Origin of the sequence: Streptomyces goshikiensis (genome assembly GCF_014650555.1) — a bacterium.
GTDB lineage: Bacteria > Actinomycetota > Actinomycetes > Streptomycetales > Streptomycetaceae > Streptomyces > Streptomyces goshikiensis.
Genome location: NZ_BMVE01000013.1, coordinates 44,102 through 70,506, shown reverse-complemented (window position 1 = coordinate 70,506; position 26,405 = coordinate 44,102). Strand labels below are relative to the sequence as shown.

Here is a 26,405-nt window from a genome sequence, read left to right as displayed (position 1 = left end):
GTGGCGCCATGGCGAACGCAGAGATCGGTGTCATCGGCGGATCGGGCTTCTACTCCTTCCTGGAGGACGTCACCGAGGTCACGGTGGACACCCCCTACGGCCCTCCGAGCGACTCCCTGTACCTGGGCGAGCTGGCCGGCCGGACGGTGGCCTTCCTGCCCCGGCACGGGCGCGGCCACACCGTGCCGCCGCACAAGATCAACTACCGGGCGAACCTGTGGGCGCTGCGCTCCGTCGGCGTCCGCCAGGTGCTGGGCCCGTGCGCGGTGGGCGGCCTGCGGAGCGATTACGGCCCGGGCACCCTGCTGGTCCCCGACCAGCTCGTCGACCGTACGAAGTCCCGGGCGCAGACCTACTTCGACGGCGAGCCGCTGCCCGACGGCAGCGTTCCGAACGTGGTGCACGCCGGCTTCGCCGACCCGTACTGCCCCGTGGGGCGCGAGGTCGCGCTGGCCGCGGCGCGCGGGCGGGAGTGGGAGCCGGTGGACGGCGGGACCATGGTCGTCATCGAGGGGCCGCGGTTCTCCACGCGCGCCGAGTCGCGGTGGCACGCGGCGGCGGGCTGGTCGGTGGTCGGCATGACGGGTCACCCGGAGGCGGTCCTCACCCGCGAGCTGGGGCTCTGCTACACCTCCATGGCGCTGGTGACCGACCTGGACGCGGGCGCCGAGGTGGGCGAGGGCGTCTCCCACGCCGAGGTCCTGAAGGTGTTCGGCGAGAACATCGGCCGGCTGCGCGAGGTGCTCTTCGACGCGGTGTCGGCGCTGCCGGAGACCGGGTCCCGGTCCTGCCCGTGCGGCCACGCGCTCGACGGATGGGACCTGGGCTTCGAGCTGCCGTAGGGCGGCGCACCGGTAACTCGCACGGGTGAGCGGGTTGTCCACAGGCTGGGGATCGTCCACAGGCCGGAGCGGGATCCGGCGGGGCGGCGGATCGTGAGGGGTGTCCGGACGCGGGTCCGGACACCGGAACCCATCCACCCACCCGGCTTGGCGGTGCCCTCATGTCCAGGACCTCTTCTCTGCCCGCTTCCTTCCCTTCCCCCGCTCCCGCGGCTCCCGCGGCTCTCCCGGGTTCTCCTGCTTCCCCGGCCTTCCCTGCCTTCCCTGGTTCCACGTGCCCTCCCGCGCGCGCCGTTCCGCTCTTCCCACCGCTTCGGGTGGGCCGCGCGGGCCGGGGCGGAGACCGCTTGCGGCGGGCCCTGAGGCGCCGGCGGCGGGTCGTGTCGGCCGCTCTGGCCGTCGCGGCGGCGGCCGCGCTGGCCGCCGGCGGGGCGCGGGCGCAGGCCTCCCGGGGTGCGGCGCCGCCGGGTGGGAAACCGCCGCCGCCCGCCGCGGTGCGTCTGGTGTCGGCCCCGGTGCGGATCGCCGACGGGGCGACGGTGCGGCTGCTGCGGCCCGGTGACCGCGTCGATGTGGTGGCGGCCGAGCGCGCCGGACCGCCCCGGGTGGTGGCGGTGGCGGCGCGGGTGGCCGAAGTGCCGGCTCCGGAGCGGGACATGGGGGACGGCGGGGCGCTGGTGGTGCTGTCCGTGCCCCGGGAGACCGCCCGGGCCCTCGTGGGGGCCGGCGCGGCGGCCCGGCTGGCGGTGACGCTGTGCTGAGCCGTCGCTCACCGGGTCGAACTGACGCCCAGTCGCATCCCCTCGGGAGGGCGCTCGATTGGACACGCCGGGCCCTGCCTGCCGTAGCTTTCGGAACCATTGGCTCCGTGTTCGGCAGATACGAAAAGAGGCTCAGTTGTGAGCAAGCAGAAGGACAGCGTTCTGGCGGGCTTCAAGGCCTTCCTGATGCGCGGCAACGTGATCGACCTCGCGGTGGCCGTGGTCATCGGCGCCGCGTTCACGAACATCGTGAACTCCGTGGTCAAGGGAATCATCGGCCCGCTGGTGGGCGCGGTCGGCACGAAGAGCCTGGACGGCTACTCCTCGTGCCTGAAGGGTCCTTGCGGCGTCACCGCGAAGGGGGAGCCGACCGGCGTGAACATCCTGTGGGGTTCGGTGCTGAACGCGACCCTTACCTTCGTGATCACCGCGGCGGTCGTCTACTTCCTGATGGTGCTGCCCATGGCGAAGTACCTCGCCCGGCAGGAACAGCGCCGCAAGGCCAGGGAAGGCGTCCAGGAGACCATGGAGATCACCGAGCTGGAGGTCCTCAAGGAGATCCGGGACACGCTGGTCGCCCAGCGCGTCCACGGGGGCCCGGCGAACGGTCACGGTTACGGCCAGGGCCAGGGGCAGGGCCGCGACGGGGCGTTCTGACTCTTCTGACTCAGAGGTGGTGCGGCGGCTTCTCGTCGAGGAAGCGGGCCAGGTCGGCGGCGCTCCCGCCGGCGGGGGACCGCTCGCCCCACCCGCGGTCGGTGTCGTCCGAGGACTGCTGGTCCAACGGGTCGTCGAAGACCAGCCTGGGCTTGGGCCTCGACTGGGGCGTGGCCCCGGGCTTCGGGTCCTGCGCGGCCTTCGGGCCCTTGGGGTCCTGGGAGTCCCTGGGGTCCTGCGGGCCGGAAGCGGGGGTGGGGGCGGTGCTCATACCCCCAGGGTACGGCCGCCCCCTCCCGCCGCTCCGCTCAGCCGGGGGCCCCGGCGTCCGCGCGGGCGCTGTCCGGCACCCGGGCCACACGGCTCCCGGGGAGCCCGCGCGCCTCGGCTGCCGACCGCCGTGCGGCTGCTGTCCTGTGCGGTATGACCTACGTACCGATGACCGCCCGCAGCCGGAGGGAAGGCCACCGGGCCGCGACTCCCCTGGAACTGTTCTTCGACCTCTGTTTCGTCGTCGCGGTGGCGCAGGCCGGCCGGCAGCTGGTCCACGCCCTCGCCGAGGACCATGTGGCCGCCGGCATCACCGGCTACCTGTTCGTCTTCTTCGGCGTCTGGTGGGCCTGGATGAACTTCACCTGGTTCGCCTCCGCCTACGACGTCGACGACGTCCCGTACCGGATCGCGACCCTGGTGCAGATCTCCGGCGTCCTCGTCTACTCGGCCGGTATCCCGCGCGCCTTCAACGACAACGACTGGACCGTCGCCGTCCTCGGCTACGTGGTGATGCGCCTCGCGCTCACCGCGCAGTGGCTGCGCGCGGCGGCCGGGGAGCGGGGTGCGGCCCGCCGCTGCGCGCTCACGTACGCGATCGGGCTGGTGATCTGCCAGCTGGGCTGGGTGGCCCTGCTCGCGGCCCCCGAGTCCAGCCGCAGGTGGCTGTTCCTGGTGCTGGTGATGGCGGAGCTGCTGGTCCCGGTCGTCGCGGAGCTCGGCTACCAGACCCAGTGGCATCCGCACCACATCGCCGAGCGGTACGGCCTGTTCACCATCATCGTCCTCGGCGAGAGCATCGCCGCGAGCACGGTCGCCGTACAGTCCGCCCTCGACGAGCACGAGGCGCTGGGCGAGCTGCTGCCCATCGCGGGGGGCGGGCTGCTGATCGTCTTCGCCGCCTGGTGGATCTATTTCGCGGTGCCCGTGCACGACCGGCTGCGGGGCAACCGCGAGGCGATCCCGTGGGGGTACGGGCACTTCGTGATCCTCTCGTCGGCCGCGGCCATCGGCGCGGGCATCGAGGTGGCCATCGAGCACGCCGTCGGCAAGACCCACCTCTCGCTGGTGGCCGCCAACCTGTCCGTGATGATCCCGGTCGCGCTCTTCCTCGTCTTCGTCTGGCTCCTGCACTCCCGCCACTTCAAGCGGGGACTCGCCCAGCAGCTGGTGCTGCCCTGCTCGGCGCTGGCCACCCTCGCCTGTGCCTGGACCGGCCCGCAGGCCGTGCTGTGGGCCGGGCTGGTGGCGGCCGCCACCGTCGCCGTGGGCGTGACCTTGGCAGGCCGGACGCGTTTGGGTGCGTGAGGGACGGGGGCCCTGACCCGGCGAACGGAAGAAGGCACGATGGCGGTCCCGGCACAGCGGTACTCGGACGCGGGCACGGCCCGGCAGCTCGCGGACCCGGCGTTCTGGCAGCAGCCCCCCGGGGCCCGGCTCGCGGCCTTCGCCGCCCTGCGGGCCCTCGACTCCCCCCTGTACGTGCCCGAGGGGTCGGGCCGCGGGCACTGGGCGCTCGTGCGCCACGCCGACGTGCAGGAGGCGAGCCGGCTGCCCAAGGTGTTCGCGAGCGCGCCCGGGGTGACCACGCCCGAGCCGGCCCGGTGGGTACGGACGCTGTTCGGGGACTCCATGGTCAACCTGGACGGCCCCGAGCACGCGCGGCTGCGCAAGATCGTGCAGCGGGCGTTCACGCCCCGGCTGCTGGCGGCCGCCGAGGAGGACATCCTCGCGGTGGCCTCCCGGATCGTGGACGACGTACTGGAGGGGGAACCCGACGAGTTCGTGTCGGCCGTGGCCTCCCGGCTGCCCCTGGAGGTCATCTGCAACATGATGGGCATCCCCGAGCGCCACCGGGCGGAGATCGCCGACCGGGTCAACCACGCCTCCGAGAACATCGGTGTGGAGCGGGGCCTCGCCTCCCGGCTGCGGATGCCCGGGCGGGGGCTGCGGGCGCTGGCGAGGATGCAGCGGATGGTCGCGGGCATCGGGCGGGAGCGGCGCGAGAACCCGGCAGACGACCTGATCTCGGCTCTGGTCACCGCCGATGTGGACGGGCAGGCCCTGAACGCCCGCCAGTTGGGGGCGTTCTTCTCGCTGCTGATGGTGGCGGGCGTGGAGACCACCCGGAACGCGATCACCCACGGGCTGTCCCTGCTGACCGACCACCCCGCGCAACGGGACCTGCTGCTCGGGGACTTCGAGGCGTACGCCGACGGCGCGGTGGAGGAGATGATCCGGCACTCGACGCCGATCATCCAGTTCCGCCGGACGGTCGTGGCCGAACACATGCTGGGTGGGCGCCTGTTCCACCCCGGTGACAAGGTGGTGCTGTACTACGCCTCCGCCAACCGAGACGAGGCCGTCTTCCCCGACCCGGACGCCTTCGACATCACCCGCTCGCCCAACCCGCACCTGGGGTTCGGCGGCGGCGGACCGCACTTCTGTCTGGGCGCGCACCTGGCCCGGGTGGAGATGAAGGCGCTGTTCCGGGAGCTGCTGACCCGGCCGGTCGGCCTGCGGGCGGTGGGGCTGCCGGATCTGGCGGGCTCCAGCTTCGACAACCGCGTGCGCTCGCTGCGCTTCACCTTCGAGCGGCCCGCGGCGCAGGAGCCCGCCGGCTGCCCCGTCGAGCACCCCGCGCCGTAGGGCGGGCGGGACCGGCCGCCGGGCGGGCTGGGGGCCCGGCGGCCGGCGCCCGGGCGGCCGGCAGCCCGCCCGGGGGGGCTACTTCTGGAGGCGCTGCACCGAGAGCACGCAGTGCGCGCTGCTGGTGAGCACCTCCTCGTCACCGGCGAACTTCTGCAGGAGCTCCGCGGTCACCGGGCGGCCCGGCACGGCCTCGGGCCAGGCGCGCGTGGCGAACAGGAAGTACGCCTGTCCGCTCTCGACCGCCGCCGCGACCCACTCGTCCGGGGCGGTGCAGGTCGCGTTCAGCCCGGGCAGGGTCAGCGCGATCTGGTTGTCCGCGAGCAGGATCTGCACCGGGAAGGTGGACGCCTTGAGGGTGCCGTCCATGACCACGTCGCCGATGGGCAGGCCGATCTCCTCCAGCAGCCCCCGGGCGGCCGCCTCGCCGGCCTCCGGGCCCTTGGGGCCGTCGCCGAGGGTGTAGGCGAGGAGGTACGGGATGTCGTGGCCGTCGGAGGGGTCGCCGATCCACGCGAGCACCGAAAGGGTGCCGAGCTGGGACCGGTCGATTTCGGCTTGGGTTGAAGTCATGCGCCGCACCCTAGTGCTCTCCCGCCCGGCCCTTTCACGGCCTTTCACCCGGGCGGGCTACACCGCCCAGTATCCCGATCCGGAATTCGTCCTGATGTTCGCGTCCTGGTACTGGAGCCGTACGATGCGGGCGTTTTCCGGGATTTCGAACACGACCCATCCCTCGGCCCGCTCACCGACCTCCAGGGAATCGAAGACGAGCGTTTTGCCGGTCGTCAGTTCACCGGCGGGCACCACCGGATGGCGCTTGCCCGCGCCGTCGAGCGCCCACATGCGACCGAGGGCCCCGTACGAGGCGCCGCCCACGTTGACGAACGACATCGAGGCGGCCACCCAGCGCTTCCCGGCGGGCGCGGCGAGGCCCTTCGCGACGCTGATCGCGGGATCCACGTACGCGTTGAGAACCGCCTCCAGATGACGGCCCATCTGGCGGCCGTCCACCCGTACGGAGTCACCCACACGGGCATCCTTCGCGGCGTCCCGCGCCCCCGCCGCCCCCGGGGCCCGGGCGGGGTCGCGCTCCGCGCCGCCGCCCGGAACCCCGTCGTCCACCGGGACGGCGGGGATCGCCGCAGGGGCGAGGGCCGCCCCGTCGGGGGCGCTCTGGCAGGCGGTGGCCCCCAACAGCAGGGCCGGGAGGAGGGCGGCGACGGCGAGGACGGGTGCGGAGACGTACTGGCGCATGCGGGATCCCTTCGGGGACCTTCGGGATGTATTCCGGCCAGTCTCACGCGCCCGAGCGGGCAATTGCGCACAACGACACGACCGCGCGGAGCGAGTTGCCGCCCAACTGCCAGCACAATGCGTTCCGGCGGATTCCCGCCACCCGCATTCACCGCATTCACCGCTTCCACCGGAGGAACGATGGGCACGACCGGCCCCCGCATGGCATTCGCCGCACTGTCCGCCCTGGCGGCCACGACGGTATTCACCGCCCCCGCCGACGCGACCGTTTTCGAGAACCGCATTTCCGTCCGGCAGGACGCCCACATCGGTGACGACGACACGGTCACCCTTTCCGGCACCTACGTGTGCGAGGACCCGTCACCCGTGGGGGTGCAGATCGCGACCGCCCTCGCCCAGGACGGCACCCGCCTCGGCACCACCTCCAAGGGCGAGGTGATCTGCGACGGCCGGGAGCACGAGTGGCAGAGCACCGCCTCGATGCGCTTCACCAAGGGCATCCACGCCGGCGAGGCGCGGGCCGAGGCCCGGCTGGAGGTGGTCCGCATGGGGAGCGGCCTGATGCCGAGGGCCATCGACACCGTCGCCCAGGACGAGCGGACCGTCGAGCTGTTCGACCACCGCTAGCCGCAGCTGCTGGTCGCAGCCGCAGGCCGTGGCACGGGCCGTCCGGTAGCCGCCGCTACCGGCAGGCGGGCGCCACGCCGGTCATCGACATGAACGCGACCGTCTGGCAGCCGGGGTCCGCGTGCGGGCGGCCCGTCGTCCAGTCCACGACCGTCGGCAGCCCGAACACGGACCCGCCCAGCAGGAGCAGCCCCAGGATCCCGGCCACGGCGCCCCTGTTCAGCCGGCGCACGACACGGCCCTTCCGTGCCCGTCCTCGATCTCGATCTCGCGTCTCATGGCCGCATCATCACCCCGACCCCCGCCGCCCACAACTCGGCGTGACCGGCCGGTCACCCGATGCCGCGGACGCTCCCCGCGGCGTCGAACTCGCACCACACCGCCTTGCCGTCGCCCCGGGACTCCACGCCCCAGTGCGTGGCCAGCGCGTCCACCAGCAGCAGCCCGCGCCCCGTGGTGGCCGACTCCCCCGGGGTGCGCCGGCGCGGCCACACGCTGGAGCGGTCCTTGACCCACAGCCGGATGCGCCGCACCGGCTCCGGCAGCACCTCCATCGTCAGCACGGCCCCGCCGTCGGTGTGCAGCAGGGCGTTGACCAGCAGTTCCCCGGCCGCAAGCTCCACGTCGTCGGCGAGGTCCGGCATGCCCCAGTCGCGCAGGGCCTGGCGCAGCGCGTACCGGGCCTCCGACAGCCCCTCCGGGTCCGCCTGGTGGACGTACTGGTGGATCCGCGGCGCCCGGTGGGTGCCCGGGTCGGGGGCCCGGCGCAGCACCAGCAGCGCCACGTCGTCCCCGGAGCCCCAGCGCTCCCAGAGCCGGTCGGAGAGGTGGTCGGCGAGCGCCCCGGCCTCCTGGGGGCCGCTGCGCACCGCGTGGGCGAGGGCTTCCATGCCCTGGGTGATGGCGGTGCCCGGTTCCTCCACGAGCCCGTCCGTGCACAGCACCAGCGTCTCGCCGGGGACCAGGTCGAGCCGGGTCTCGGGGAACTCCTCCTGCTCGAAGACGGAGGCCAGCCCGAGCGGCAGCCCGCCGCGCACGTTGGGCCACCCGGTGCGGCCGTCCGTGTGCCGGATCAACGGGCCCATGTGGCCCGCGCGGACCGCCCGTACCCCGCCGGTCTCCAGGTCCACCTGCGCGTACATGCAGGTCGCGAAGCGTTCGGTGTCCAGCTCGGCGAGGAAGCGGGAGGCCCGGGCCAGCACGGTGGACGGCGGATGGCCCTCCCCCGCGTACGCCCGCAGCGCGATCCGCAGCTGGCCCATGATGGCCGCCGCGTGCGTGTCGTGGCCCTGGACGTCGCCGACCACGATGCCGACGCGGTCGCGGGGCAGCGCGATCACGTCGTACCAGTCCCCGCCGACCTCCCGCCCGCTCCACGCGGAGTGGTAGCGCACCGCGATCTCCCCGCCGGTGATCTCGGGGATCCGGCGCGGCAGCATGGCCGCCTGCAGGCCGGTGGCGAACTCCCGCTCCTGGTCGAAGAGGAGCGCCCGCTGGAGCGACTGGGCGACGATGCCGGCGAGGCCCAGGCACAGGTTGCGTTCCTCGGGGCTGAACTCGCTGCGCCGCCGGTAGAAGAGCACCAGCCCGCCGATGGCCTTGGCCTGCGCGATCAGCGGGAGGTAGGCGGCCGCGTCGAAGCGGATCCGCTCCAGGTAGTCCGTGAGCAGCGGGAACTCGGCGACCAGTTCGGCCCGCGAGGTGACGAAGCGGGCCTTGCGGGTGATGACCGCCTGCGAGAGCGGCAGCGTGCCGTCCAGCCGGGTGAACCTGCGCTCGCCGAGGATCTCCAGGGACTCCCCGCTCAGCGCGATCATCTTGATGGTGCCGTTCTCGACCAGACCCAGGGCCAGCCCGTCCGCGCCGAGCCGCTCCAGCGCGCCCGCGCCCGTCAGGGCGGCCGTGACGTCGTCCACCGTCACCGCCCGGGACAGGGCCTCCGTGGTGCGCTGCACGATCGTGGCCTGCTGGGCCCGCGCGTTCTCCAGCTTCCGCAGCAGGGTGGCGTGCTCCAGCTCCGCCGTCGCGTCCCGGACGATGCCCACGATCCGCCGGGCGGTCCCGTCGGGGTCCCGCAGCACCCGGCCCTGGGTGTGCGTCCACTGGTCGCGGCCGTCGCGCCGGTGGACCGTGAAGTACGAGCCGTACGAGTCCTCGTCGCCGTCGAGGACCTCCAGCACGTGCCGGGAGAGCCGCTCGCCGTCGGCGGGCGGGATCCGCAGGCCCAGGCCGTCCGGGGTGTTGTCGAACTCCTCCGGCTCCAGGTCGAACACCGCCAGTCCGGCCGTGTCGAGCAGCAGGGTCCCGGTGCCCAGGTCCCACTCGAAGCTGCCCATGCCGTTCAGCGCGAGCCGCTCCCCGGGCCCGGTCAGCGGCCCCGGGGAGGCCGGGGGACCCTGCCCGGCCAGCGGGCCGTGCCCGGATACCGGCCCCTGCCGGCCCGTGTCCGGTCTGTCGCGCTCCGCCGCTGCCACGAGACACACACCACCTAACGGCCGGGCCAGCACGGCTGGGAGATCAGCCGCTCCCACTCCTCGTCAGGATGCCCCGGAAGGGTGCGGCCGGCCTCCCGCCAGCGCTTGACGAGGGAGAGATAGATCGTGGGCTGGTCGCCGGGGTGGAAGGCCCCGGCGCCGGGCGGCGGGTGCGCCGCGGACCTGGCCCGGGCGGGCTGTTGTTCCGTACGGCTGGCGGGAATGCGTACCCAGCCGTGGCCCTGTGCTCTCTCCGCACCCATCACGGACCCCTCTCACCGCCGGAACCTCTACCGCTGCCGCGGCTACGTCATCGGCTGCCTCGGGTGCCCGGCGGGCGCCCGGTCGGACCGGGCGCCACCGCTGGAGCCCGGCAGCGGGCCCCGGGCGCCGAGGCGGCCCAGGACTCCCTTCACCAGTCTCCCCGCCGTGAAGCCCGCGCCGTGTACGAATCGCATGGAAGGGCCGAATGAGGGAGCCGTCAGCAGCCCCGCGAAGAACAGCCCGGGCCACGAGGACTCGAATCCCGCGTCGAGCTCGGGCGTCCCGGCGCCGCCCACCGTCCGCAGCGCGGACCGCAGCCCCGCGTCGAGGAGGCCGAGGCGCGCGAGGGCCGGGCTGAAACCCGTCGCGGCGATCACGTGGTCCGTGTCCAGTACGACGGACTCCCCGGCCGGCGACTCCAGCTCCAGCCGCGTCCGCTCGCCCACCGCCACCGCCCGGTGCAGCCGATGCCCCAACAGCGCCGGCACCCGCCGCTCGAACCGGTCCCGCAGCCACCACGCCCCGGCGGGGCCCAGGGCGGAGGCCGCGATCCGCTCGCGGGTGGCCGCGGGGAGCCTGCGCACCGCCCAGGGCAGCTCCGACCAGACCCAGCTGCGCCAGCCGGTGCCGAGCCCGCTGTGCGGCTCGCGCAGGGCGCGCAGCACCGGCCGCTCCAGGGGCTGCGGGACGGTGTTCCAGTTCAGCCGGGCCCGGCGGGCGACCAGGGCGGGCCGCGCCCCGTTCTCCGCGAGCAGGGCGGCGGTCTCCAGCGCGGCCTGCCCGGCCCCGAGCACGGCGACGTCCCGGCCGGCGAACCGGGCCAGGTCCCGGTGGCCGCTGCTGTGCGAGTAATGGCCGGGCGGGAGCGCGCCGAGCGCCTCGGGGTGGTGGACGAACGGCATCACCCCGACGGCGAGGGCCACCGTACGGGCGAGCAGCGGCGGCCCCTCGGCGGTACGGATCCGGAATCCGTCCCCCTGCGGGGTGACCTCGGTCACGGTGACCTCCTCGACCTCGGGCGCGGCCTGCCGGGCGAACCAGAGCCCGTACGCGCTGAACGTGCCGATCGGCAGCGGAGTGCCGTGTTCCGCGGTGATTCCGAGGGTGGCGCAGTAGGAGGCGAGGGTGTGGCGCCCGTCGGGCGCGGACAGGTTGGACGACCAGGGCTCGGACTTGAGGTACATCCCCTCGGGCATGTGGTCCCGCCAGGAGGCCATGGGTCTCCCGAGCAGCCGTACGTGAAGCCCTGCGGCCGCCGCGTGGGCGGCGATCGACAGCCCGTACGGGCCCGCGCCGACCACCACGAGATCGTCCATCCGCGTCACCGCTGTCCCTCCAGTCGTATGAGTCCTGTGCCGTGCCCGACCCCGGCGGTACGGGACCACGGGGGCCCCTCTCACTCCGCCGGGATCCCTTCGCGCTTCCCGCTTCCCCGCCCGTCGCCAGTCGTCCGTAGTCCGTCGCCCATCGCCCGTCGCCCCCGGTCAGATGCCTCGACCACCCCCAAGCGCACGGGCCTGCGCGGCGGGGACCGGCTCCGCCGGGTCGCTGCCGGTCACCGGGTGAGCAGCTCGTCCGGTTCGGCCGCCGCGGCCGGGGGCGGCGGCGGCGGGGCCGGCGGGGTCAGGTCGCTGGCGCGCTGGCGCGGGGCGCGCACCACGGCGCGCGCCGTGCGCCGGCCGTGCGCCGGAACCCGCCGCAGCACCCGCGCGCCCTTGTCCGCGCCGCGCCCCAGGAACGCGGCCAGCATCGCCAGGAACGGCCTCGGGTCGTCGGTGGCGAACCACGCGGCCTCGACCCGCCCCCGCTCCCGCTGCGGCACCACCCGCACCGGCCCGGCCGGGCCGTCGGCCCCGACCGGAGCCATGGCCAGAGGCGCCGGAACCGGAACCGGAGCCGCAGCCGCCGTCGACTCGTCCGGGCCCGGACGCCGCCCCGCCGGAACTCCCGGCGCGGCCCCCGGCCCCGGGCCCGGCCCCGGCCCCGCGTCGGCGCGGGCCGCCGGGGCTCGGCGCGACGCGGCGAGGCGCGCCGACGGCTCCCGCCGGAACGGCAGTTGACGCCCCCGCACCGCCGCCAGCAGCGCGTAGTTCTCCGCGACGAACACCCGCCCCGGCCAGGGCACCGGCTCCGGCACCCGCTGCCCCGTCAGATCCAGGTACATCGCCTGTACGACGTCCAGCCCCGCCGCGTCCGTGAACAGCCGGAACTGCGCCCCCGGGCGCGGGTTGAAGTCCACCAGCCGGAAGCACCCCCGCTCGTCCCGGCGGAAGTCCAGGTCCAGGATCCCCTGGTAGCCGAGCCGTTCGGCGATCCGCAGCCCCGCCTCCTCCACCGCCGGGTCCGGCAGCCAGCGGCCCACCGCCGTCAGGCCCGTCCGCACCGGCCAGGACAGCTCCTTGCGCCCCGACCCGGCCAGCAGCGGGTGCCCGCCGCGCGTGAACGCACCGTGGAAGAACCAGTCCGTGTCCGGCCCCGCGGGCAGGAAACGCTGGAGCAGCAGCCTGCACCCCGCCTCCTCCGAGCGCTCGTACAACCGCCGCGCCTCGGCCGCACTGTGGACGAGGGTGGTGCTGCGCAGGCCCGAGCCCGCCGGCAGCAGCCAGGGCCGGCTCCACTTGGCGACCGTCGGCAGCCCCAGCCCCCACGCGGCCTCCGCCGCCTCCGCGCCGCTCGCCGGGATCACCGTCTCCGGGTGCGGGATGTCCCACCGCGCGCACAGCCGCGACAGCTCCGCCTTGTCGGCCACCCGCGCGGGCAGGCCGTCCGGCTGATGGGGAATCCGGAACCGCTCGCCCAGCCTCGGCGCGATCCTGGCGACCGCGATCGCGCTCAGGTCGTCCATCGCGACGAGGACCGCCGGCCGGCCGATCCGCTCCGAGACACCTGCCAGACATTCGAGCAACGCCTCGGGCGCATCGGGATCCAGCCCGCCCGACCCCCCGTCAGGACCCCGGTGCACGGCGCGCAGATACCGGGAGCGCGCCATGGGTCCTCCCCCGGCCTCGACGACGGCATGGACCTCCACGCCCTTGCGGCCAAGGGATCTGACGGCGCCAAGGGTTCCGTGGTGGAACGGATTGCGGTCGAGTCTGAGCAGAACAGCGGGCACGAGGTTGCCGAAGGCGTGCATGGGAGCGGTGTCTTTCACCTAGTCGGACCAAGCGGGAAGGGTGCGCAACTGCGAATGGCCTATGCAGCGGTCACCGAACAGGCCGTTCGTCAGATGTGATGCCTAACGTCTTCGAGAAGCACACCGATTCGGGAAATCTCGGGAGACGCCATGCCCAGACCAGGTCGCCGACTCGTGAGCACCTGCATCGGTACGGTCACGGCCGGACTGCTCGCCACCGGCGCCGCCCTCGCCGCGCCGGAGGCGCACAAGGGGGGCCAGGGCTCCGACATCGCCATGGGCGCCTACCTCGACTACGGGCCGTCCGGGATCGCCCGGATCCCTTCCCTGTCGCGCTGGCTGGGCGGCAAGGAGATCCGCGTCGGGCACACCTATCTGCCCGGAGACCGCTGGGCCGGCATCGAGGGCAACGTCGGCTTCCTGGAGGACTGGGCCGAGTGGCGCCAGGCCAAGGACGACCGGATGTTCGTCCTGAACGTGCCCCTGCAGGAACGCAACGAGGAACGGGTGCCCGACCGCCAGGTGGCCCGGCTGATCAGGGCGGGCGCGGAGGGCGCGTACGACCACCACTTCAGGAAGCTCGCCGAGCGGCTCGTCGAGCTCGGCGTCCCGGACACGGTGATCGTGCTGGGCTGGGAGATGAACGGCACCACCTACACCCACCGCTGCGCGCCGGACCCGGAGAACTGGAAGGCGTACTGGAGGCGCGTCGTGAAGGCGATGCGCTCCGTGCCCGGGCAGGAGTTCAGGTTCGACTTCGCCCCCAACCGGGGGAAGGACGCGATCGGCTGGACCGAGTGCTATCCGGGTGACGACGTCGTCGACATCGTCGGCATGGACTCGTACGACCAGGATCCGGGCCGGAGCTTCGACGACCAGGTGTCCCAGCCGTACGGGCTCCAGCAGCACGTCGATTTCGCGAAGGCGCACGGCAAAGGCATCTCGTACCCGGAGTGGGGGCTGTTCAGGCGAGGGGACAATCCGGAGTACGTACGGCGCATGCTGAAGTGGATCGAGCAGCACAGGCCGATCTACCACACCATCACCGACTACTGCCCGCACGGCGTGTGGCAGTGCAAGACGAACCCGCAGTCCTCGAAGGTGTTCCGCGACGCCCTGGCCCCGGACCGGCCCGGCCCGGTGACCCCGACGCCGGTGATCCCCACGCCGGTGATCCCGACGCCGGTCGTCCCCACGCCGGTCGTGCCCACACCGGTCGTCCCGACGCCCGTGGTGCCGACGCCGCAGGTCCCCACGCCAGTCGTCCCGACGCCCGTGGTGCCGACGCCGCAGGTCCCCACGCCGCAGATCCCGAAGCCCGAGGTCCCGGCCCCGTCGCCGATGGTCCCGAGCCCGGCGGTCCCGGCCCCGGTCAGCCCGAGCCCGGCCGCGCCGAGCCCGGCCGTCCCGAGCCCCGAAGCCCCGGCACCGGTCAGCCCCGCCCCCGTCGAGCCCGGTCCGGCCGTCCCGAGCCCGGCCGTCCCGAGCCCCGAGGTTCCGGCGCCGGTCAGCCCCGCCCCGGTCGAGACGCCCGTCCCCGTGCCCTCGCCCGCCGTCCCCGTCCCCGTGCCCTCGCCCCAGAGCCCGGCTCCGAGTGCCAGCCCGAGTACGAAGCCGATTCCGAAGCCGAGTCCGGTCGCACCGAAGCCGGATCCCGCGCCGACCACACCCCTGCCCCCGCCGGTCAACAGCAAGCAGTGGTGCATGCCGCTCAACTTCGGCGAGTGGCTCTCCAAGCTGATCGGCTCGCAGTCGCTCTGCGTGAAGTTCGACTGGGGCAAGGACTCCGGCTTCTGGCCCTTCTGATACGAGCCGCGTCATCGCACGCGCAGTTCGTTCAGCCTGGCCCGCCAGTCCCGGGCCGCCGGCAGCGTTTCGCGCAGTGCGTCCACCGCCCGCTCGCGCCCCGTCACCTGCGACTCGTGCAGCCGCAGCAGGGGCGCGAGCGCGCTCGTGGCCAGCAGGAACCGCTGGTTGACGACCGTCTCGGGCCGCCAGTGGTTCTTGTACGGCTCGTCGCCGCGCAGGAAGCTCACCACCGGGCGGTGCTCCGCGAGGGCCTTGCCGGCCTCGTGGCGCAGCAGCAGCGTGGCCACGTCCACCTTCCGGTTCCGCAGGTCCGGGTGGGCCCCGTACAGGTAGCCGCCGCTCAGCGCGGCCGACAGCAGGGTGACGTTGGCCGCCACCACCTTCCCGTCGAGCAGGAACTCGGTCAGCCGGGCCTCGCCCGCCCGCACCATCCGCCGGGTGGCCCGGGTCAGGTGCTCGGCGAAGCGCGGCCTGAGGTGCTCGGGGGTCACCCCGCGGCCGCGCCACTGCTGCTCGTGGAGCCGCAGCAGGGTCCGTACCGCGCGCGGCACCTCCTGCTCGGTGGCCTCGCGCTCCTCGATCCCGGCGGCGTCGTTCTTGCGCAGCTTGGCCCGGACGCGCTGGGCGCCGGAGCCGGGCATCCGTTTGACCAGCTCGTCGAACGGCAGCGTGGGCAGCTCCATGCAGGTGGAGTCGGCCAGCTTGGTCCGCACCCCGGGCCAGGCCTCGAACAGGGCCTCGGCGGCCGCGCCGGGGCGTACCTCGCGCAGGTCGACGAGGGCGCTCCGCGCGGCCCGGTGCAGGCCGCGGGCGAGCGCGGGGACGACCTGGTCCGCGTGCCCGGCGGCCACCAGGACGTCGAAGTAGTCGGTGATGGGGCCGCCGATCGGCACCAGGCGCGGCAGCGGCCGGTGTACGAGCATCAGCGCGGCGGCGCCGACCAGTTCCTCGCCGCGCCGCACGAGCAGGATCCGGAGCCGGCCGTCGCGGCCGTAGGACAGCCACCAGGAGTGCAGCCAGGCGTGGCTCTGGAAGGGGGTTGCGGTGGGGCAGCCGCGGACGAGCCGGTTCCACGGCTCTTCCAGCGCGGCGAACTGCCGGGGGTCGCGGCACAGCGTCACCGACAGGGCCCCGGCGGAGCCCGTCGTCATCGCGCGGACTCCTTCTCCTTGGTCTCGGAGTGCTCACCCTGCGCGGGCAGCGAGGCGTACTCCTCGGCGGGGGCGGCGGCCGGTGCGGCGGCGGCTTCCGGGCGGCGGCGGGGCCGTGCCAGCAGCCACAGCCCGCCGAGCAGCCCACCGGCGCACAGCCCGACGGCGCCGCTGACGGGGGCGGACGGCGAGGCCGGCTCGGTGGGGGCGACGGCCTGGCTGAAGAGCAGCAGCTGTACGCCGGTGCTCTTGGCGGCCTGGTTGCTGCTGAGCGAGAGCGCGTCGGCGACCGCGTTGGCGATGTCGGCGGCCTGGGCCGGGCTCTTGGAGGTCCCCGTGATGGCGATCATCGGGGACTCGGGGGAGGTCTCGGCGCGGACCTGGGTCCGGAGCCTGCGGGCGCTGATGCCCGCGCGGGGCTGGGCGTACGCGAGGGTGGAGCTGCTGGTCGCGATGCGGGCGTAGGCCTGGGAGAAGCCGAGGGCGGTGGCGGGCTCGGTGGTGTCGTCCGGGACGGCGACGACGTAGCTGGTGGCGGCGTACTCGGGTGCCTTGAGCACCCCGTACGCCCCGCCCGCGGCGAGCCCGAGCAGGGCGGCGGCGGGCAGCGGCCACCAGGCGGGGTTCCGCAGGAACCTGGCCCGGCGGCGGTGGTCGGTCTTCTTCTGGTCGGCGGTGTCGGCCATGAGCGTGCTCGCTTCCTGGGGTGGGGTGGGGAGGGGGAGTTCTTCGGGCCCCGCGGGGTGCGGTGCCCTGCGGGACGGATCAGCCGGTCGTCCGGGGCGCGGCCGGCAGGTGTTCGCCGCCGGGCCGCCCGTCGGCGTCCGCCCCGTCAGCCCCGGAGCGCCCCGCCGGACCGGGCACGACGACACCCCCGGCAACCGCGGCCTCTTCAGCCGCGGCCGTGCCGGGCTCTGCTCCGGCAGGCGCAGGCACCCCGGGCGCGGCCCCGGCAGGCGCGGCCTTGTCAGGTGCGGCCCCGGCAGGCGCCGCCTCGGCAGGCGCAGGCACGCCAGGCGCAGCCCCGGCGGGCGCGGCAGGTACGGCCTCGGCGGGTGCGGGTGCGGCATCGGCGGGTGCGGGTGCGGTCTCGGCGGGTGCGGGTGCGGTCTCGGTGGGGGTGGGTGGGGTGAGGGCCAGGGTGTAGATGGACAGGAGGCGTTCGGCGCTGCGGGCGATGTCGTAGTGGCGGACGACCGGGGGCGGGGGGAGCCGGCGGGCGCCCGCTTCCATGTGGCCGCGCAGGGCGGCGGTCAGTTCCTCGGTGCCCGTGCCGATCCGGCGGGCGCCCGGCGCCTGGTCCGCGGGCAGGTCGTCGATCGCGGGGCAGGTGACGTGCAGGACGGGCAGTCCGGCGGCCAGGGCTTCCACCACGGCCAGGCCGAACGCCTCCTCCCGCGACGGGGAGACGAACACGTCCATCGCGGCGAGCAGCGCCGGGATCCCGGGCGTGCGGCCGTCCGCGCTGTCGCCCAGCGGATCCCGCTCCCCCAGCAGGTGGATCCGGCCCTGCGCCCCGAGCTCGGCGGCCAGCCGCCGCAGCGCGGCCCGCTCGGGCCCGTCCCCCGCGATCAGCAGGTGCGCGCCCGGCAGCGCCGCGACCGCCCGTACGAGGACGTCGAACCGCTTGCCCGGTACCAGCCGGCCCACCCCGCCGACCACGAAGGCCCGTTCCGGCAGCCCGGTGCGGGCCCGGGTGGCCCGCCGCACCCCCTCGTCGAAGCGGAACCGGACGGCCTCGATCCCGTTCGGCACGACGTGCACCCGCGCCGCCGGAACCCCCCAGCCCTCCAGGCGGGCCGCCACCGTGTCCGACACCGCGACCGTCGCCGCGCCCATCCGCTCGCTCGCCAGGTACAGGGCCCGGACCCCGGCGGACAGGCGCCGCCCTTCGATCTCGGCCTCGCCCAGGGAGTGTTCGGTGGCCACCGTCGCCCGCACGCCCGCCAGCCGCGCCGCGAGGCGCCCGTACAGGCAGGCCCGGTACAGGTGCGTGTGGACGAGGTCGTACCGGCCGCGCCGGATGAACCTCACCAGCTTCGGCAGCGCCCCCAGGTCGCGGTTCCCCCGCATCCCCAGGTGCACCACGCGCACCCCGTCGGCCCGCAGCCCCTCGGCCACCGGCCCGGGGTTCGTCAGCGTCAGGACGTCGCACCGCATCGGCAGGTGCCGCAGCAGCAGCCGCAGTTGCTGCTCGGCGCCGCCGACGCCCAGCCCGGTGATGACGTGCAGCACCCGCACCTTCTCCAGGGAACTCACGCGGCGCCCACCCCGCGCCGCAGCTCCCGCACCTGGTGCCGCACCCGCTTGATCCGCAGCCGGGCGCCCCCGTCGGCCTGGCTGACGTGCGTGCGCGGCAGGGCGTGCGGGCCCGCGAGCCGCCCGGGGTCGATCGCGCAGGCGTACCCGTACCCGGCGGCGCGCGTCGCGGCGACGACCCGGGCGTCGAGGTGGCCGTACGGGTAGCAGAACCCCTCCGGGAGGGTCCCGGTCAGCTCGCGCAGCAGCTCCCGGCTGCCGCGCAGCTCCTGCTGGAGGACGTCGTCGGGGGTGGCGGTGAGGTCCTGGTGGAGCAGCCCGTGCGAGCCGATCTCCTGTCCGGCGGCGGCGACTTCGCGGATGCCCTCGGCGGTGAGCAGGGACTTGCGCGGCCCCAGCGGGTCCCACACGTTGTCCACGCCGAGCCGCCCGGGCAGGACGAACAGGGTGGAGGTGCAGCCGTGGCGGCGCAGCAGCGGAAGCGCCCGGGTCAGGTAGTCGGTGTAGCCGTCGTCGAAGGTGAGCCCGACGAGCCCGGCCCCGCGCCCGGCCGCGCGGGCCCGCAGCAGCTCGGCGACGGAGACCCCGCGCAGGCCCCGGGAGCGCAGCCACAGCAGCTGCGCCTCCAGCACGCCCGGGGTGACGGTGATGCCGTACGGGTCCTCGGCGGGATCGGTGAACTCGGCGACCGAGTGGTACATCAGGACCCACGGGGACGCGGCCCTGCGGGTGGGTGCCCCCACGGCGGCGGGCGCCGTGTCGGTGTCAGCGGACATTGCGGAACCTCTGGGTGAGCTGGGAGGTGAGCTGGGCGATCTGGCGGGGCAGGGCGATGACCTCGATGGCCCGTATGGCCGTCCCGGTGGCGCCGAACATGGCCGGGACCAGCAGGCAGCCGAGCCCGGCGCTGAGCAGCGGATCGGGGATCATCGGCCCGGCGATCCAGCCGGTGACGCAGGCGGCGAGGGCGGAGACCGCGAGCCGGCCGATGCTGAGGGCGACCCGGCGCACCTCGATGGAGACGATCCGGGAGCCGAGTCCGGTGAGCAGCAGGACGGCGGTGGCGGAGATGCCGGCGGCGTTGGCGGCGGCGATGCCGTAGGTGCCCCACCAGCGGACGGCGAAGGCTCCGGCGAGGACGTTGACGAGGAGTCCGGCGCCCATCGCGAGCGCCGGGAACCAGGTGGGCCGGGCGGTCGAGAAGAAGGGCCGGGACAGCGCCCCGACGAGGCAGTGGCCGAGGAGCCCGAGGCTGTAGACCCGCATGACGGAGGCGGTGGCGAGGGTGTCCTGGTGGGTGAACGCGCCCCGCTCGAAGAGCACCTGGATGATCTGGGGGGCGTAGCCGACGACGAGCGCGGTGCCCATGAGCACGGCGAGGGAGGCGAGGGCGAGGTCCTGCTCGACGCGCCGCCGGGCCTTCTCGCGTTCTCCGCCGGCCATGGCCTGCGCCACCACCGGGAAGGTGACGGTGCAGATCATCAGGGACAGCACCATCGGCATCTGCGCGACCTTCTGCGCGTAGTTGAGGTGCGAGATCGCCCCGGACGGCAGCGAGGCGGCGAGGAACCGTTCGACGAGGACCTGTGACTGGCGGAAGACGGCGAAGAAGATGACGGGCGCGATCAGCCCGAAGGCGATCAGGGTGGGCCGGTCGCGGTCGAGCCGGCCGCGCGGCGCGTCCACGGGGCCGGTGTCCCGGTTTCTGGACCGCCGCAGTCCGAAGCCCACGTTGCGGATGAACGCGGGCAGTTGGACGAGGACCATCAGCAGCCCGCCGACGGCGACCCCGGCGGCGGCGGCCCGGACCCCCCACACGGTGTGCAGGGCGACCATGACGGCGATGATGCCGATGTTGTAGGAGACGTAGATCGCGGCGGGCGGCAGGAAGGACCGGTGGGCCCGCAGCGCGGCGCTGAAGTATCCGGCGATGCCGAAGGACAGTACGGTCAGCGCGGTCATCCGGGTGCACTCGACCGCCAGCCGCGGGTCCGGCAGCCCGGGCGCGAGCACCCCGACGACGAGCGGCGCGGCCACGACCAGTACGCAGGCCACCGCCGCCAGGAGCACCACGAGCCGGGGCAGCGTCGCGCCGACGAGCAGGCGTACGGGGTCCTGCGTGCGGGCCTCTTTGCGGGTGAGCCCGGCGCGGCCGGCGGCCCGCCGGGCCAGGGCGTGGCTGAAGGCGGGCACCATCAGCAGCGCCATGGCGTCCTCGATCAGCAGCGTCGAGGCCATCTCGGGCACGGTCCAGGCGATCAGGAACGAGTCGCTGTCGTGCCCGGCGCCGAAGAGGTGGGCGATGGTCTGGTCCCGGACCAGACCGAACAGCGCCCCGGCGGCGGTGAGTCCGGCGGTGACCGCGGCGGCCTTGGCGAGGAACCGCCCGAGCGGCGCGGGCGCGTTCCCGCCCGGTGTCCCGCTTCCTCCCCCGCTCCCGGGGCCGGAGCCGCCGCCGCGCCGGACCGGCGGCGCGGCCGGCCGCGCCGTGGCGGTGGCAGTGGCGGTCGCGGTGCCCGGCGGGACCGGGGCGGCGGCGGTGCCCGCAGGGGCCGGGGGCCGGGCGGGGCCGGGCTCCGGCGGGCGCGGCGAACGGCCCGCGGCCGCGGCGACTTCGGTCGCCGCGCCCACGGGCCGCCGCCAAGGCGTCGTATCCGTCACAGGCCGTCCGCACCCGCGGCGGCGCGCCGCGCGGCCGGGCCCGCGACCGGGCCGGCGACCGGACCTGCGGGGCCCGTGTCGTCCGGCGAGGGCAGCGCCCACCACGCGGCGAGACCGATGACCACTCCGGTCAGGACGGTGGAGGGGCCGCCGATGTCCGCGTAGAGGAAGTCGGTCAGCTGCCACACGAGCAGGCCGATCGCGATCAGCCCGCAGTCCCGGATCCGGCGCGCGGAGCCGCCGGACGCGTACCGCCGCACCCCCGCCACCAGCAGCGCCGCCCAGCCGCCCGCGAGCGCGGCCAGCCCGATCAGGCCCTGCTCGCTGAGGACCAGCAGGTACATGTTGTGCGGGGAGAGCAGCGGCTGGCGCAGGTACGCCTGGCCCGCGCCGGCGGTGTCGCTGCCGGAGGACAGTGCCAGCGAGGAGTGCCCGTCGCGGTGCGCGGGGAAGCCCTTGAGGCCCACCCCGGCGGCCGGCCGCTCGCGCCACATCGACTCGGCGGCGGCCCACATCGTGTAGCGGTCGGTCACCGACTGGTCGGGGGCGCTGGAGACCTGCGTGATCGAGGTCAGCCGCTCCGCCACCATGTCGGAGCCGATCCCGAAGCCGCCCACCAGCACCACGCCCGCCGCGGTCAGCGCCACCAGCACCTTCAGGGCCCGCCGGATCCCGGCCAGCGCCATCACCAGCACCGCCGCTCCGAGGGTGGCGATCCACGCGCCGCGGCTAAACGACAGCACCAGCGGCACCACCAGCACCAGCGCACAGCCCCCGGCGATCCGCCGGACCCGGGCCGGCAGGCCCGGCGCCAGCGCCACCGCGGTCGCCACGACCAGCCCGTACGCCACGACCGTGGCCATGCCCATCACGTCACCGGGCCCGAAGGTCCCCACGGCCCGGACGTCCTCGCCCTGGTACGAGGCGCCGGTGTGCGTCGCGTACTGCACCACCCCCACCGCGCCCTGGAACAGCGCGAGGACCACGAGGCACCCGGCGGTGATACGGAACTCCCGCGCGTCCCGGACCAGCAGCACCACCGCCGCCGGGACCAGCACGAACACCTGGAGGTAGCGCACGAACCCGGGCAGCGCCGCGTACGGATCCCCCGCGCCCGCCGTCGCCACCGCCAGCCCCACGGCGGGCAGCCCCAGCACCAGCGCGGCCGGCGGACTCAGCGTCCGCACCCGGCCCCGCAGCGCCTGGACGGCGCAGACGAACACCAGCAGCAGCGAGGCGGCGTCGGCCGGGCCGACCTTCCCCGAGGCGGTGGCGTCACCGGCCGGCAGCGGGGCGAGGAGGAGCAGCACGGCGGCGGCCAGCGGCAGCAGCGGCCAGTGCCGGCGCAGCGCCCCGGCGAGCGCGGGCCGCCCCGGGTTCCCGGACAGTGCGAGGCTCATGGTCAGCTCCCCCCGAGCCGGAAGCGGAAGAACGAGGCCGCGGTGCGGGCCAGGATCCACAGGTCCTGCCAGAGCGACCAGGTGTCGATGTAGTGGTTGTCGAAGCGGGCCCGGTCCTCGATCGAGGTGTCCCCGCGCAGCCCGTTGATCTGGGCGAGCCCGGTGATGCCGACGGGCATCCGGTGCCGGGCCTCGTAGCCGGGGTGGACCGCGGCGAACTTGGCGACGAAGAAGGGCCGTTCGGGGCGGGGCCCGACCAGGCTCATGTCCCCGCACACGACGTTCCACAGCTGCGGCAGCTCGTCCAGCGAGGACTTGCGCAGGAAGGAGCCGACCGGGCTCATCCGGTGGTCCCCGGCGACCGTCCAGCGGGTGGCGGACTCGTGCGCGTCGGCGCGCAGGGTGCGGAACTTCAGCAGGGTGAAGGGCCGCCCGTACAGGCCGACCCGCTCCTGCCGGAAGATCACCCCGGGGCCGTCGGAGAGCCGTACGGCCAGCGCGCACAGGCCCATCACGGGGGCCGCGGCGATCAGCGCGAGGGCGGCGAGCGCCCCGTCGATGGCCCGCTTGGCCCAGCGTTCGACGGGCCGGGAGGAGCGCGGCAGCAGCGGCTGTACGGCGTACCCCCACAGCTGGTCGGCGGGCTGGGCCACCCGCATGCCGGTCACCTTGGCGGTGCCGGCCGGGTCGGCGAGCCAGAGCCGGCAGCCGTGGTCGTGGAAGAGCCGGACCAGCGCGGCGGTGCGCTCGTCGGCCTCGGGCGGGCGGGTGAACACCGCCTCCCGGACCGCGTTCTGGATGACCGCGCGGCGGATGTCCTCGTGGGTGACGAGGACCGGCAGCTGGCTGTTCCCGCCGTCGGCCGCGGGGCCGGTGTCGGCGATCCCGACGGGCCGCAGCCCGTACTCGGGGCGCCCGTGCAGGGCGGCGGCGACGGCGCTCGCGCCCTCCCCGGGGCCGACGACGAGCACGGAGGAGGGCCCCCGCAGGGCGGCGCGGCGGCGGGCGGCGTTGACGAACCCGCGTCCCGCGCAGGCGAGGACGAGCTGGAGGCAGACCGCGGTGAGCAGGACGCTCCAGCCGAGCGGCCGGCCGGGCCGGACGGCGGCCACGACGGCTGCGGCCCCGCACCACAGCACGGCGGACCGCCCGGCCAGCGCGGGCAGTTCCAGGAGCGCGGAGGGCGCGAGCCGCGGCCGGTACAGCCCGGCCCGCGCGTGCAGGGCGGTGAGCAGTACGGCGACGGGCGCGGCCGCCTCGGCCGACAGGCCGAGCCCGGGCAGGGCCGCCGTGGTGAGGACGACGGCCAGCGCGTCGGCGGCCAGCAGCGGGGCGGGGCCGCCGCGGCGGCGGATCGGCTGCGACCGCAGGGCGGGCCGGGCCGGGTCGGCCCGGGGCCGGCGCGGGGGGTGGATCGCGGTCACGGAGCGGCGGAGGGCGGTGCTGATGCCGGCGCTGCCGCCGGCCGGCCCCGTACCGCCCTGGCCCGTGTGCCGGGCGGGTGCGCTGTCCATCGTCATCGGCTGATGCGCTCCTGGTTCAAGGGCCGGGGCCTGCCCAGCAGTTCGTGGTACAGGCCGGTGACCGCGTCCGTGGTCCGCCGCACGTCGAAGTCGGTCCGGGCGTGCTGCCTTGCCTGCTCGCCGAGTTCGGCGAGCAGGCCCGGCTCGGTGAGCAGCCGGGTCAGGCCCTTGGCCAGCGCCGTCGGGTCCTGTGGTGGCACCAGACACAGCCGTGCCTGGCCGGGCGGCAGGCTCTCCCGGGCGCCGCTGACGTCGGAGACCAGGACCGGGCGACCGCAGGCCATGGCTTCGAGCGGGGCGAGCGCCATGCCCTCCCACCGCGACGGCAGTACAACGAGATCGGCGGCCCGAAGCCACGGTCGGATGTCGGCGGCGGCTCCCGCGAAGAGCACGCCGGGCGGTGCGGTGCGGCGCAGCCGCTCGGTGTCGGGGCCGTCGCCGACGAGGGCGAGGCGGGCGCCCGGGACCGCGGCCAGCAGCTCCGGCCAGGCCTGGAGCAGGACGTCCTGGCCCTTCTGGTGGCAGAGCCGGCCGACGCAGACGGCGAGCGGCCCGTCGCCCCGGAAGGCGGCGGGCAGCGGGAGTTCGGCGCGGGCCAGTGCCCGGTCGTGGTCGCGGTCGGGGGCGCCGGGGCGGAAGTGGCCGAGGTCAACGCCGTTGCGGATCACCGCCCAGCGGGCGTGGATCCCCTCGCTCGCGCCGGCGCGGCGTTCGGCCTCGCTGACGCACAGCACCCGGTCGGCCCAGCGGACGGCGTACCGCTCCCAGCGCAGCGCGAGGGCCGCGGTGGCGCCGCCGACGGCGTCGAAGGACCAGGCGTGCGGCTGGAAGACGGTGGGGACGCGGCCGCGGACGGCGAGCCGGCCGGCGAGGCCCGCCTTGGCGCTGTGGGCGTGCAGGACGTCGGGCCGCACGCGGCGGACCAGCCGGCGGGCGCCGGGCACCTCGGTGGCCAGTCCGGGCCCGGGGGCGCGTCCGGCCCGCCAGGTGAGCACCTCGGCCCCGGCCTCCCGGGCGGCGTCGGCGAGCCGTCCGCCGGGCGGGCAGCCGACGACGGCCCGCAGTCCGGCGGCGGCCTGGGCGCGGACAAGGTCGACGACGACACGGGCGACGCCACCCTCCACCGGCTGGACGAGGTGGAGGACGGTGAGTGGAGCGTTCGAACGGTTAGTCGGCACGTGGAGTGGTCTCCTACGTTCAGCGGCGCGCGTCTGTCTGAACGAAGAGCACACCGAGAAAATGACCCTGGCTTTCGCCCGTGAACCTGAAACTCAGGCTGCGGGCACCGTCGGACAGAGCGGGAGTCAGATCGAACACGTCCGCGTCATATCCAAGATTATTCATATGATCAGGCTGTCGCACGAAGGCGTTATGTCCGAATTCCGTGATGGTGGAATTCATGACGTCATTGAAAGGATTCTTTCCGTCGCTCAGGCTCACCCGGCGACTACCGTCGATGGTCACCGAGAGTGAGTCCCCGAGGGTGCCCCGGTCCCCGTCGTACCCGACCACCCCGGCCTTGCCCCTCGATCCGGGGCGCGTCCGGAGGCCGGCGACCTCGACCGTCTCGACCGCCTGACCGGCCCCGGCGGCCAGCCCCTCGAAGCCGTCCCACAGCGAGACCCGGCGCAGCGGCTCCCGCGGGTGCTCGTACGCGACGACCAGCGTCCAGCCGCCCCAGGCACCCGCCTCGGAGTGGCCCATGGCGATGTTCAGCTGGGCCACCGTCCACATCCCGGCGCCGCCCGTGCGGACCAGCGGCGTCACGTCGGCCGAGGCCTGGTAGGCGTCGCTGCCCGCGTCGCTCTTGTGCCCGACGACCGTGTCGGCCAGCACTTCCTTGTACGCACCGCCCGGCTCGGCGACCAGCACCCGGCCGTTGTCCCGCGGCGGCTTCTGCTCGCCCACCCGCAGGTTGCCGCCCCAGTACAGCCGGGCGTACGAGACCTTCGCGCCCTGCGGGACCTTGAGCTCGGCCCGGGTGGAGTTGTAGGTGTCGGGGTTGTCGTCGACCTCGCTGTAGAACATCTCGAAGTCGCTGTTGACCCCCGCCGCCCCCTTCTTGACGTCGGCGCACGGCTCGGCCCGCGGGGCCACCTCCCGGCGGCAGCTGATGGACGAGTTGGAGGCCCGCACCAGCCCGCCGTGCTGCACGGCCTGGTAACGCTGGGTGAAAGGAATGCGGACGGCTTCCTTGGGCGCGGGCACCGGCACCGGCACCGGCACGGGCGCCGCCGCCGCGGCCGGGACGTTCACGGAAAGGGCGAGGCAGGACAGCAGACCGAGCGCGGCGAGGATTCTGCCGGAGGAAGCCATGACCCTGTCTCCATTTCCGATCAAGGGGAGAAAACAGGAGTGAACTTTGGCAGAACCAGGGCAGGAAATCACGTCGGACTCGCCCGTACGGCCTTTTGGGCGATGACACGCACCCTCACAGTGGGCGGGTCGTTATGCGGGGGGTCATTGTCCGAACCGAAAGGAAATCGGCGATGGCCTGGTGGATCCGGGGTCCGGCACCCACCACCTCAGGGCGCGGCCGTGAGCCCGTTCGTCAACCGAGCCGTCCGAAACGTCGGCATCCGAGTGAAAACACGCAACCCGGACCGGGGCCGCGGCGTTGATCCGGGTGCTCTCCACCACCGGGCAATCCTGCAAAAAAGGGACGACA

23 protein-coding genes and 1 pseudogene are annotated in these 26,405 nt (G+C 74.7%); 7 read left to right on the top strand and 17 right to left on the bottom strand.

Annotation, left to right across the window (positions count from 1 at the left end; all coding sequences use genetic code 11):
- Positions 1 to 8: 8 nt before the first annotated feature.
- The 3 genes from IE248_RS29370 (at position 9) to mscL (ending at position 2,260) form a co-directional block, all read left to right on the top strand.
- Positions 9 to 842 (top strand): S-methyl-5'-thioadenosine phosphorylase, encoded by an 834-nt coding sequence (locus IE248_RS29370; protein WP_190032175.1) that lies wholly within the window; start codon positions 9 to 11, stop codon positions 840 to 842.
- 161 nt (positions 843 to 1,003) lie between these two features.
- Positions 1,004 to 1,603 (top strand): hypothetical protein, encoded by a 600-nt coding sequence (locus IE248_RS29365; RefSeq protein ID WP_100583090.1) that lies wholly within the window; start codon positions 1,004 to 1,006, stop codon positions 1,601 to 1,603.
- 138 nt (positions 1,604 to 1,741) lie between these two features.
- Complete coding sequence (gene mscL / locus IE248_RS29360) at positions 1,742 to 2,260, top strand: large conductance mechanosensitive channel protein MscL (protein ID WP_008741797.1); 519 nt, start codon at positions 1,742 to 1,744, stop codon at positions 2,258 to 2,260.
- Positions 2,261 to 2,270: 10 nt separating this feature from the next.
- Here the strand turns inward: mscL and IE248_RS29355 are convergent, their stop codons facing one another.
- Positions 2,271 to 2,531, bottom strand: a complete 261-nt coding sequence (locus tag IE248_RS29355; protein ID WP_190032174.1) for a hypothetical protein — start codon at positions 2,529 to 2,531, stop codon at positions 2,271 to 2,273.
- A 152-nt stretch (positions 2,532 to 2,683) separates the two neighbouring features.
- Here IE248_RS29355 and IE248_RS29350 point away from each other — a divergent pair, with 152 nt between their 5' ends.
- Positions 2,684 to 3,838, top strand: coding sequence for a low temperature requirement protein A (locus IE248_RS29350; protein WP_073797596.1), 1,155 nt, complete (start codon positions 2,684 to 2,686; stop codon positions 3,836 to 3,838).
- Positions 3,839 to 3,877: 39 nt separating this feature from the next.
- Positions 3,878 to 5,179 (top strand): cytochrome P450, encoded by a 1,302-nt coding sequence (locus IE248_RS29345; protein WP_190032173.1) that lies wholly within the window; start codon positions 3,878 to 3,880, stop codon positions 5,177 to 5,179.
- A 78-nt stretch (positions 5,180 to 5,257) separates the two neighbouring features.
- Here IE248_RS29345 and IE248_RS29340 read toward each other — a convergent pair whose 3' ends face one another.
- Entirely contained in the window at positions 5,258 to 5,752 is a 495-nt protein-coding gene (locus tag IE248_RS29340) for a DUF5949 family protein (protein ID WP_037797743.1), read from the bottom strand.
- Positions 5,753 to 5,809: 57 nt separating this feature from the next.
- Complete coding sequence (locus tag IE248_RS29335; protein ID WP_073797594.1) at positions 5,810 to 6,436, bottom strand: DUF4352 domain-containing protein; 627 nt, start codon at positions 6,434 to 6,436, stop codon at positions 5,810 to 5,812.
- A gap of 201 nt (positions 6,437 to 6,637) precedes the next feature.
- Here IE248_RS29335 and IE248_RS29330 point away from each other — a divergent pair, with 201 nt between their 5' ends.
- Complete coding sequence (locus IE248_RS29330; protein WP_124288914.1) at positions 6,638 to 7,063, top strand: DUF6299 family protein; 426 nt, start codon at positions 6,638 to 6,640, stop codon at positions 7,061 to 7,063.
- 55 nt (positions 7,064 to 7,118) lie between these two features.
- On the opposite strand, the gene IE248_RS29325 is transcribed toward IE248_RS29330, so the two are convergent.
- The 5 genes from IE248_RS29325 to IE248_RS29305 form a co-directional block, all read right to left on the bottom strand.
- On the bottom strand, positions 7,119 to 7,295 hold the full coding sequence (locus IE248_RS29325; protein WP_008741792.1) for a hypothetical protein: 177 nt from the start codon (positions 7,293 to 7,295) through the stop codon (positions 7,119 to 7,121).
- 100 nt (positions 7,296 to 7,395) lie between these two features.
- Complete coding sequence (locus tag IE248_RS29320; protein WP_073797620.1) at positions 7,396 to 9,471, bottom strand: SpoIIE family protein phosphatase; 2,076 nt, start codon at positions 9,469 to 9,471, stop codon at positions 7,396 to 7,398.
- A gap of 80 nt (positions 9,472 to 9,551) precedes the next feature.
- Entirely contained in the window at positions 9,552 to 9,800 is a 249-nt protein-coding gene (locus IE248_RS29315; protein ID WP_190032172.1) for a hypothetical protein, read from the bottom strand.
- A gap of 42 nt (positions 9,801 to 9,842) precedes the next feature.
- Positions 9,843 to 11,117 (bottom strand): NAD(P)-binding domain-containing protein, encoded by a 1,275-nt coding sequence (locus IE248_RS29310; protein WP_073797592.1) that lies wholly within the window; start codon positions 11,115 to 11,117, stop codon positions 9,843 to 9,845.
- Positions 11,118 to 11,356: 239 nt separating this feature from the next.
- Positions 11,357 to 12,790 (bottom strand): carboxylate--amine ligase, encoded by a 1,434-nt coding sequence (locus tag IE248_RS29305; protein ID WP_190032171.1) that lies wholly within the window; start codon positions 12,788 to 12,790, stop codon positions 11,357 to 11,359.
- Positions 12,791 to 13,108: 318 nt separating this feature from the next.
- Here IE248_RS29305 and IE248_RS38440 point away from each other — a divergent pair, with 318 nt between their 5' ends.
- The gene (locus tag IE248_RS38440; protein WP_308438189.1) at positions 13,109 to 14,740 is read left to right on the top strand and encodes a glycoside hydrolase family 26 protein; all 1,632 of its coding nucleotides are present in this window, start codon (positions 13,109 to 13,111) and stop codon (positions 14,738 to 14,740) included.
- Positions 14,741 to 14,751: 11 nt separating this feature from the next.
- Here IE248_RS38440 and IE248_RS29295 read toward each other — a convergent pair whose 3' ends face one another.
- The 9 genes and pseudogenes from IE248_RS29295 to IE248_RS29255 form a co-directional block, all read right to left on the bottom strand.
- Positions 14,752 to 15,894 (bottom strand): GNAT family N-acetyltransferase, encoded by a 1,143-nt coding sequence (locus IE248_RS29295; protein ID WP_073797590.1) that lies wholly within the window; start codon positions 15,892 to 15,894, stop codon positions 14,752 to 14,754.
- On the bottom strand, positions 15,891 to 16,580 hold the full coding sequence (locus tag IE248_RS29290; protein WP_073797589.1) for a YveK family protein: 690 nt from the start codon (positions 16,578 to 16,580) through the stop codon (positions 15,891 to 15,893). The genes IE248_RS29295 and IE248_RS29290 overlap by 4 nt, the downstream gene beginning before the upstream one ends.
- A gap of 418 nt (positions 16,581 to 16,998) precedes the next feature.
- Positions 16,999 to 18,135: pseudogene (locus tag IE248_RS29285) on the bottom strand (glycosyltransferase); the annotation flags it as partial.
- A gap of 14 nt (positions 18,136 to 18,149) precedes the next feature.
- A complete protein-coding gene (locus IE248_RS29280; RefSeq protein WP_073797588.1) occupies positions 18,150 to 18,929 on the bottom strand; it encodes a polysaccharide deacetylase family protein in 780 nt (259 codons plus the stop codon).
- The gene (gene murJ / locus IE248_RS29275; RefSeq protein ID WP_229895602.1) at positions 18,919 to 20,814 is read right to left on the bottom strand and encodes a murein biosynthesis integral membrane protein MurJ; all 1,896 of its coding nucleotides are present in this window, start codon (positions 20,812 to 20,814) and stop codon (positions 18,919 to 18,921) included. The genes IE248_RS29280 and murJ overlap by 11 nt, the downstream gene beginning before the upstream one ends.
- Positions 20,811 to 22,214 carry an O-antigen ligase family protein gene (locus IE248_RS29270; protein ID WP_190032169.1) on the bottom strand — a complete coding sequence of 468 codons (1,404 nt, stop codon included), beginning with the start codon at positions 22,212 to 22,214 and terminating at the stop codon, positions 20,811 to 20,813. The genes murJ and IE248_RS29270 overlap by 4 nt, the downstream gene beginning before the upstream one ends.
- A gap of 2 nt (positions 22,215 to 22,216) precedes the next feature.
- Entirely contained in the window at positions 22,217 to 23,734 is a 1,518-nt protein-coding gene (locus tag IE248_RS29265; RefSeq protein ID WP_373301655.1) for a sugar transferase, read from the bottom strand.
- Positions 23,731 to 24,915, bottom strand: a complete 1,185-nt coding sequence (locus IE248_RS29260) for a glycosyltransferase (protein WP_073774526.1) — start codon at positions 24,913 to 24,915, stop codon at positions 23,731 to 23,733. Before IE248_RS29260 ends, IE248_RS29265 begins: the two co-directional genes overlap by 4 nt.
- A gap of 19 nt (positions 24,916 to 24,934) precedes the next feature.
- On the bottom strand, positions 24,935 to 26,125 hold the full coding sequence (locus IE248_RS29255) for a DUF3344 domain-containing protein (protein ID WP_190032167.1): 1,191 nt from the start codon (positions 26,123 to 26,125) through the stop codon (positions 24,935 to 24,937).
- Positions 26,126 to 26,405: the final 280 nt, after the last annotated feature.

Excerpts from the sequence above, each read along its gene's own strand:
- IE248_RS29355 (WP_190032174.1), bottom strand. The coding sequence starts at position 2,531 with ATGAGCACCGCCCCCACCCCCGCTTCCGGCCCGCAGGACCCCAGGGAC.
- IE248_RS29305 (WP_190032171.1), bottom strand. The coding sequence starts at position 12,790 with ATGGCGCGCTCCCGGTATCTGCGCGCCGTGCACCGGGGTCCTGACGGG.
- IE248_RS29290 (WP_073797589.1), bottom strand. The coding sequence starts at position 16,580 with ATGGCCGACACCGCCGACCAGAAGAAGACCGACCACCGCCGCCGGGCC.
- IE248_RS29280 (WP_073797588.1), bottom strand. The coding sequence starts at position 18,929 with ATGTCCGCTGACACCGACACGGCGCCCGCCGCCGTGGGGGCACCCACC.
- IE248_RS29265 (WP_373301655.1), bottom strand. The coding sequence starts at position 23,734 with ATGACGATGGACAGCGCACCCGCCCGGCACACGGGCCAGGGCGGTACG.
- IE248_RS29340 (WP_037797743.1), bottom strand. The coding sequence starts at position 5,752 with ATGACTTCAACCCAAGCCGAAATCGACCGGTCCCAGCTCGGCACCCTT.
- IE248_RS29330 (WP_124288914.1), top strand. The coding sequence starts at position 6,638 with ATGGCATTCGCCGCACTGTCCGCCCTGGCGGCCACGACGGTATTCACC.
- IE248_RS29315 (WP_190032172.1), bottom strand. The coding sequence starts at position 9,800 with ATGGGTGCGGAGAGAGCACAGGGCCACGGCTGGGTACGCATTCCCGCC.
- IE248_RS29365 (WP_100583090.1), top strand. The coding sequence starts at position 1,004 with ATGTCCAGGACCTCTTCTCTGCCCGCTTCCTTCCCTTCCCCCGCTCCC.
- IE248_RS29310 (WP_073797592.1), bottom strand. The coding sequence starts at position 11,117 with ATGGACGATCTCGTGGTGGTCGGCGCGGGCCCGTACGGGCTGTCGATC.
- IE248_RS29295 (WP_073797590.1), bottom strand. The coding sequence starts at position 15,894 with ATGACGACGGGCTCCGCCGGGGCCCTGTCGGTGACGCTGTGCCGCGAC.
- IE248_RS29345 (WP_190032173.1), top strand. The coding sequence starts at position 3,878 with ATGGCGGTCCCGGCACAGCGGTACTCGGACGCGGGCACGGCCCGGCAG.
- IE248_RS29350 (WP_073797596.1), top strand. The coding sequence starts at position 2,684 with ATGACCTACGTACCGATGACCGCCCGCAGCCGGAGGGAAGGCCACCGG.
- IE248_RS29370 (WP_190032175.1), top strand. The coding sequence starts at position 9 with ATGGCGAACGCAGAGATCGGTGTCATCGGCGGATCGGGCTTCTACTCC.
- IE248_RS29270 (WP_190032169.1), bottom strand. The coding sequence starts at position 22,214 with ATGAGCCTCGCACTGTCCGGGAACCCGGGGCGGCCCGCGCTCGCCGGG.
- IE248_RS29335 (WP_073797594.1), bottom strand. The coding sequence starts at position 6,436 with ATGCGCCAGTACGTCTCCGCACCCGTCCTCGCCGTCGCCGCCCTCCTC.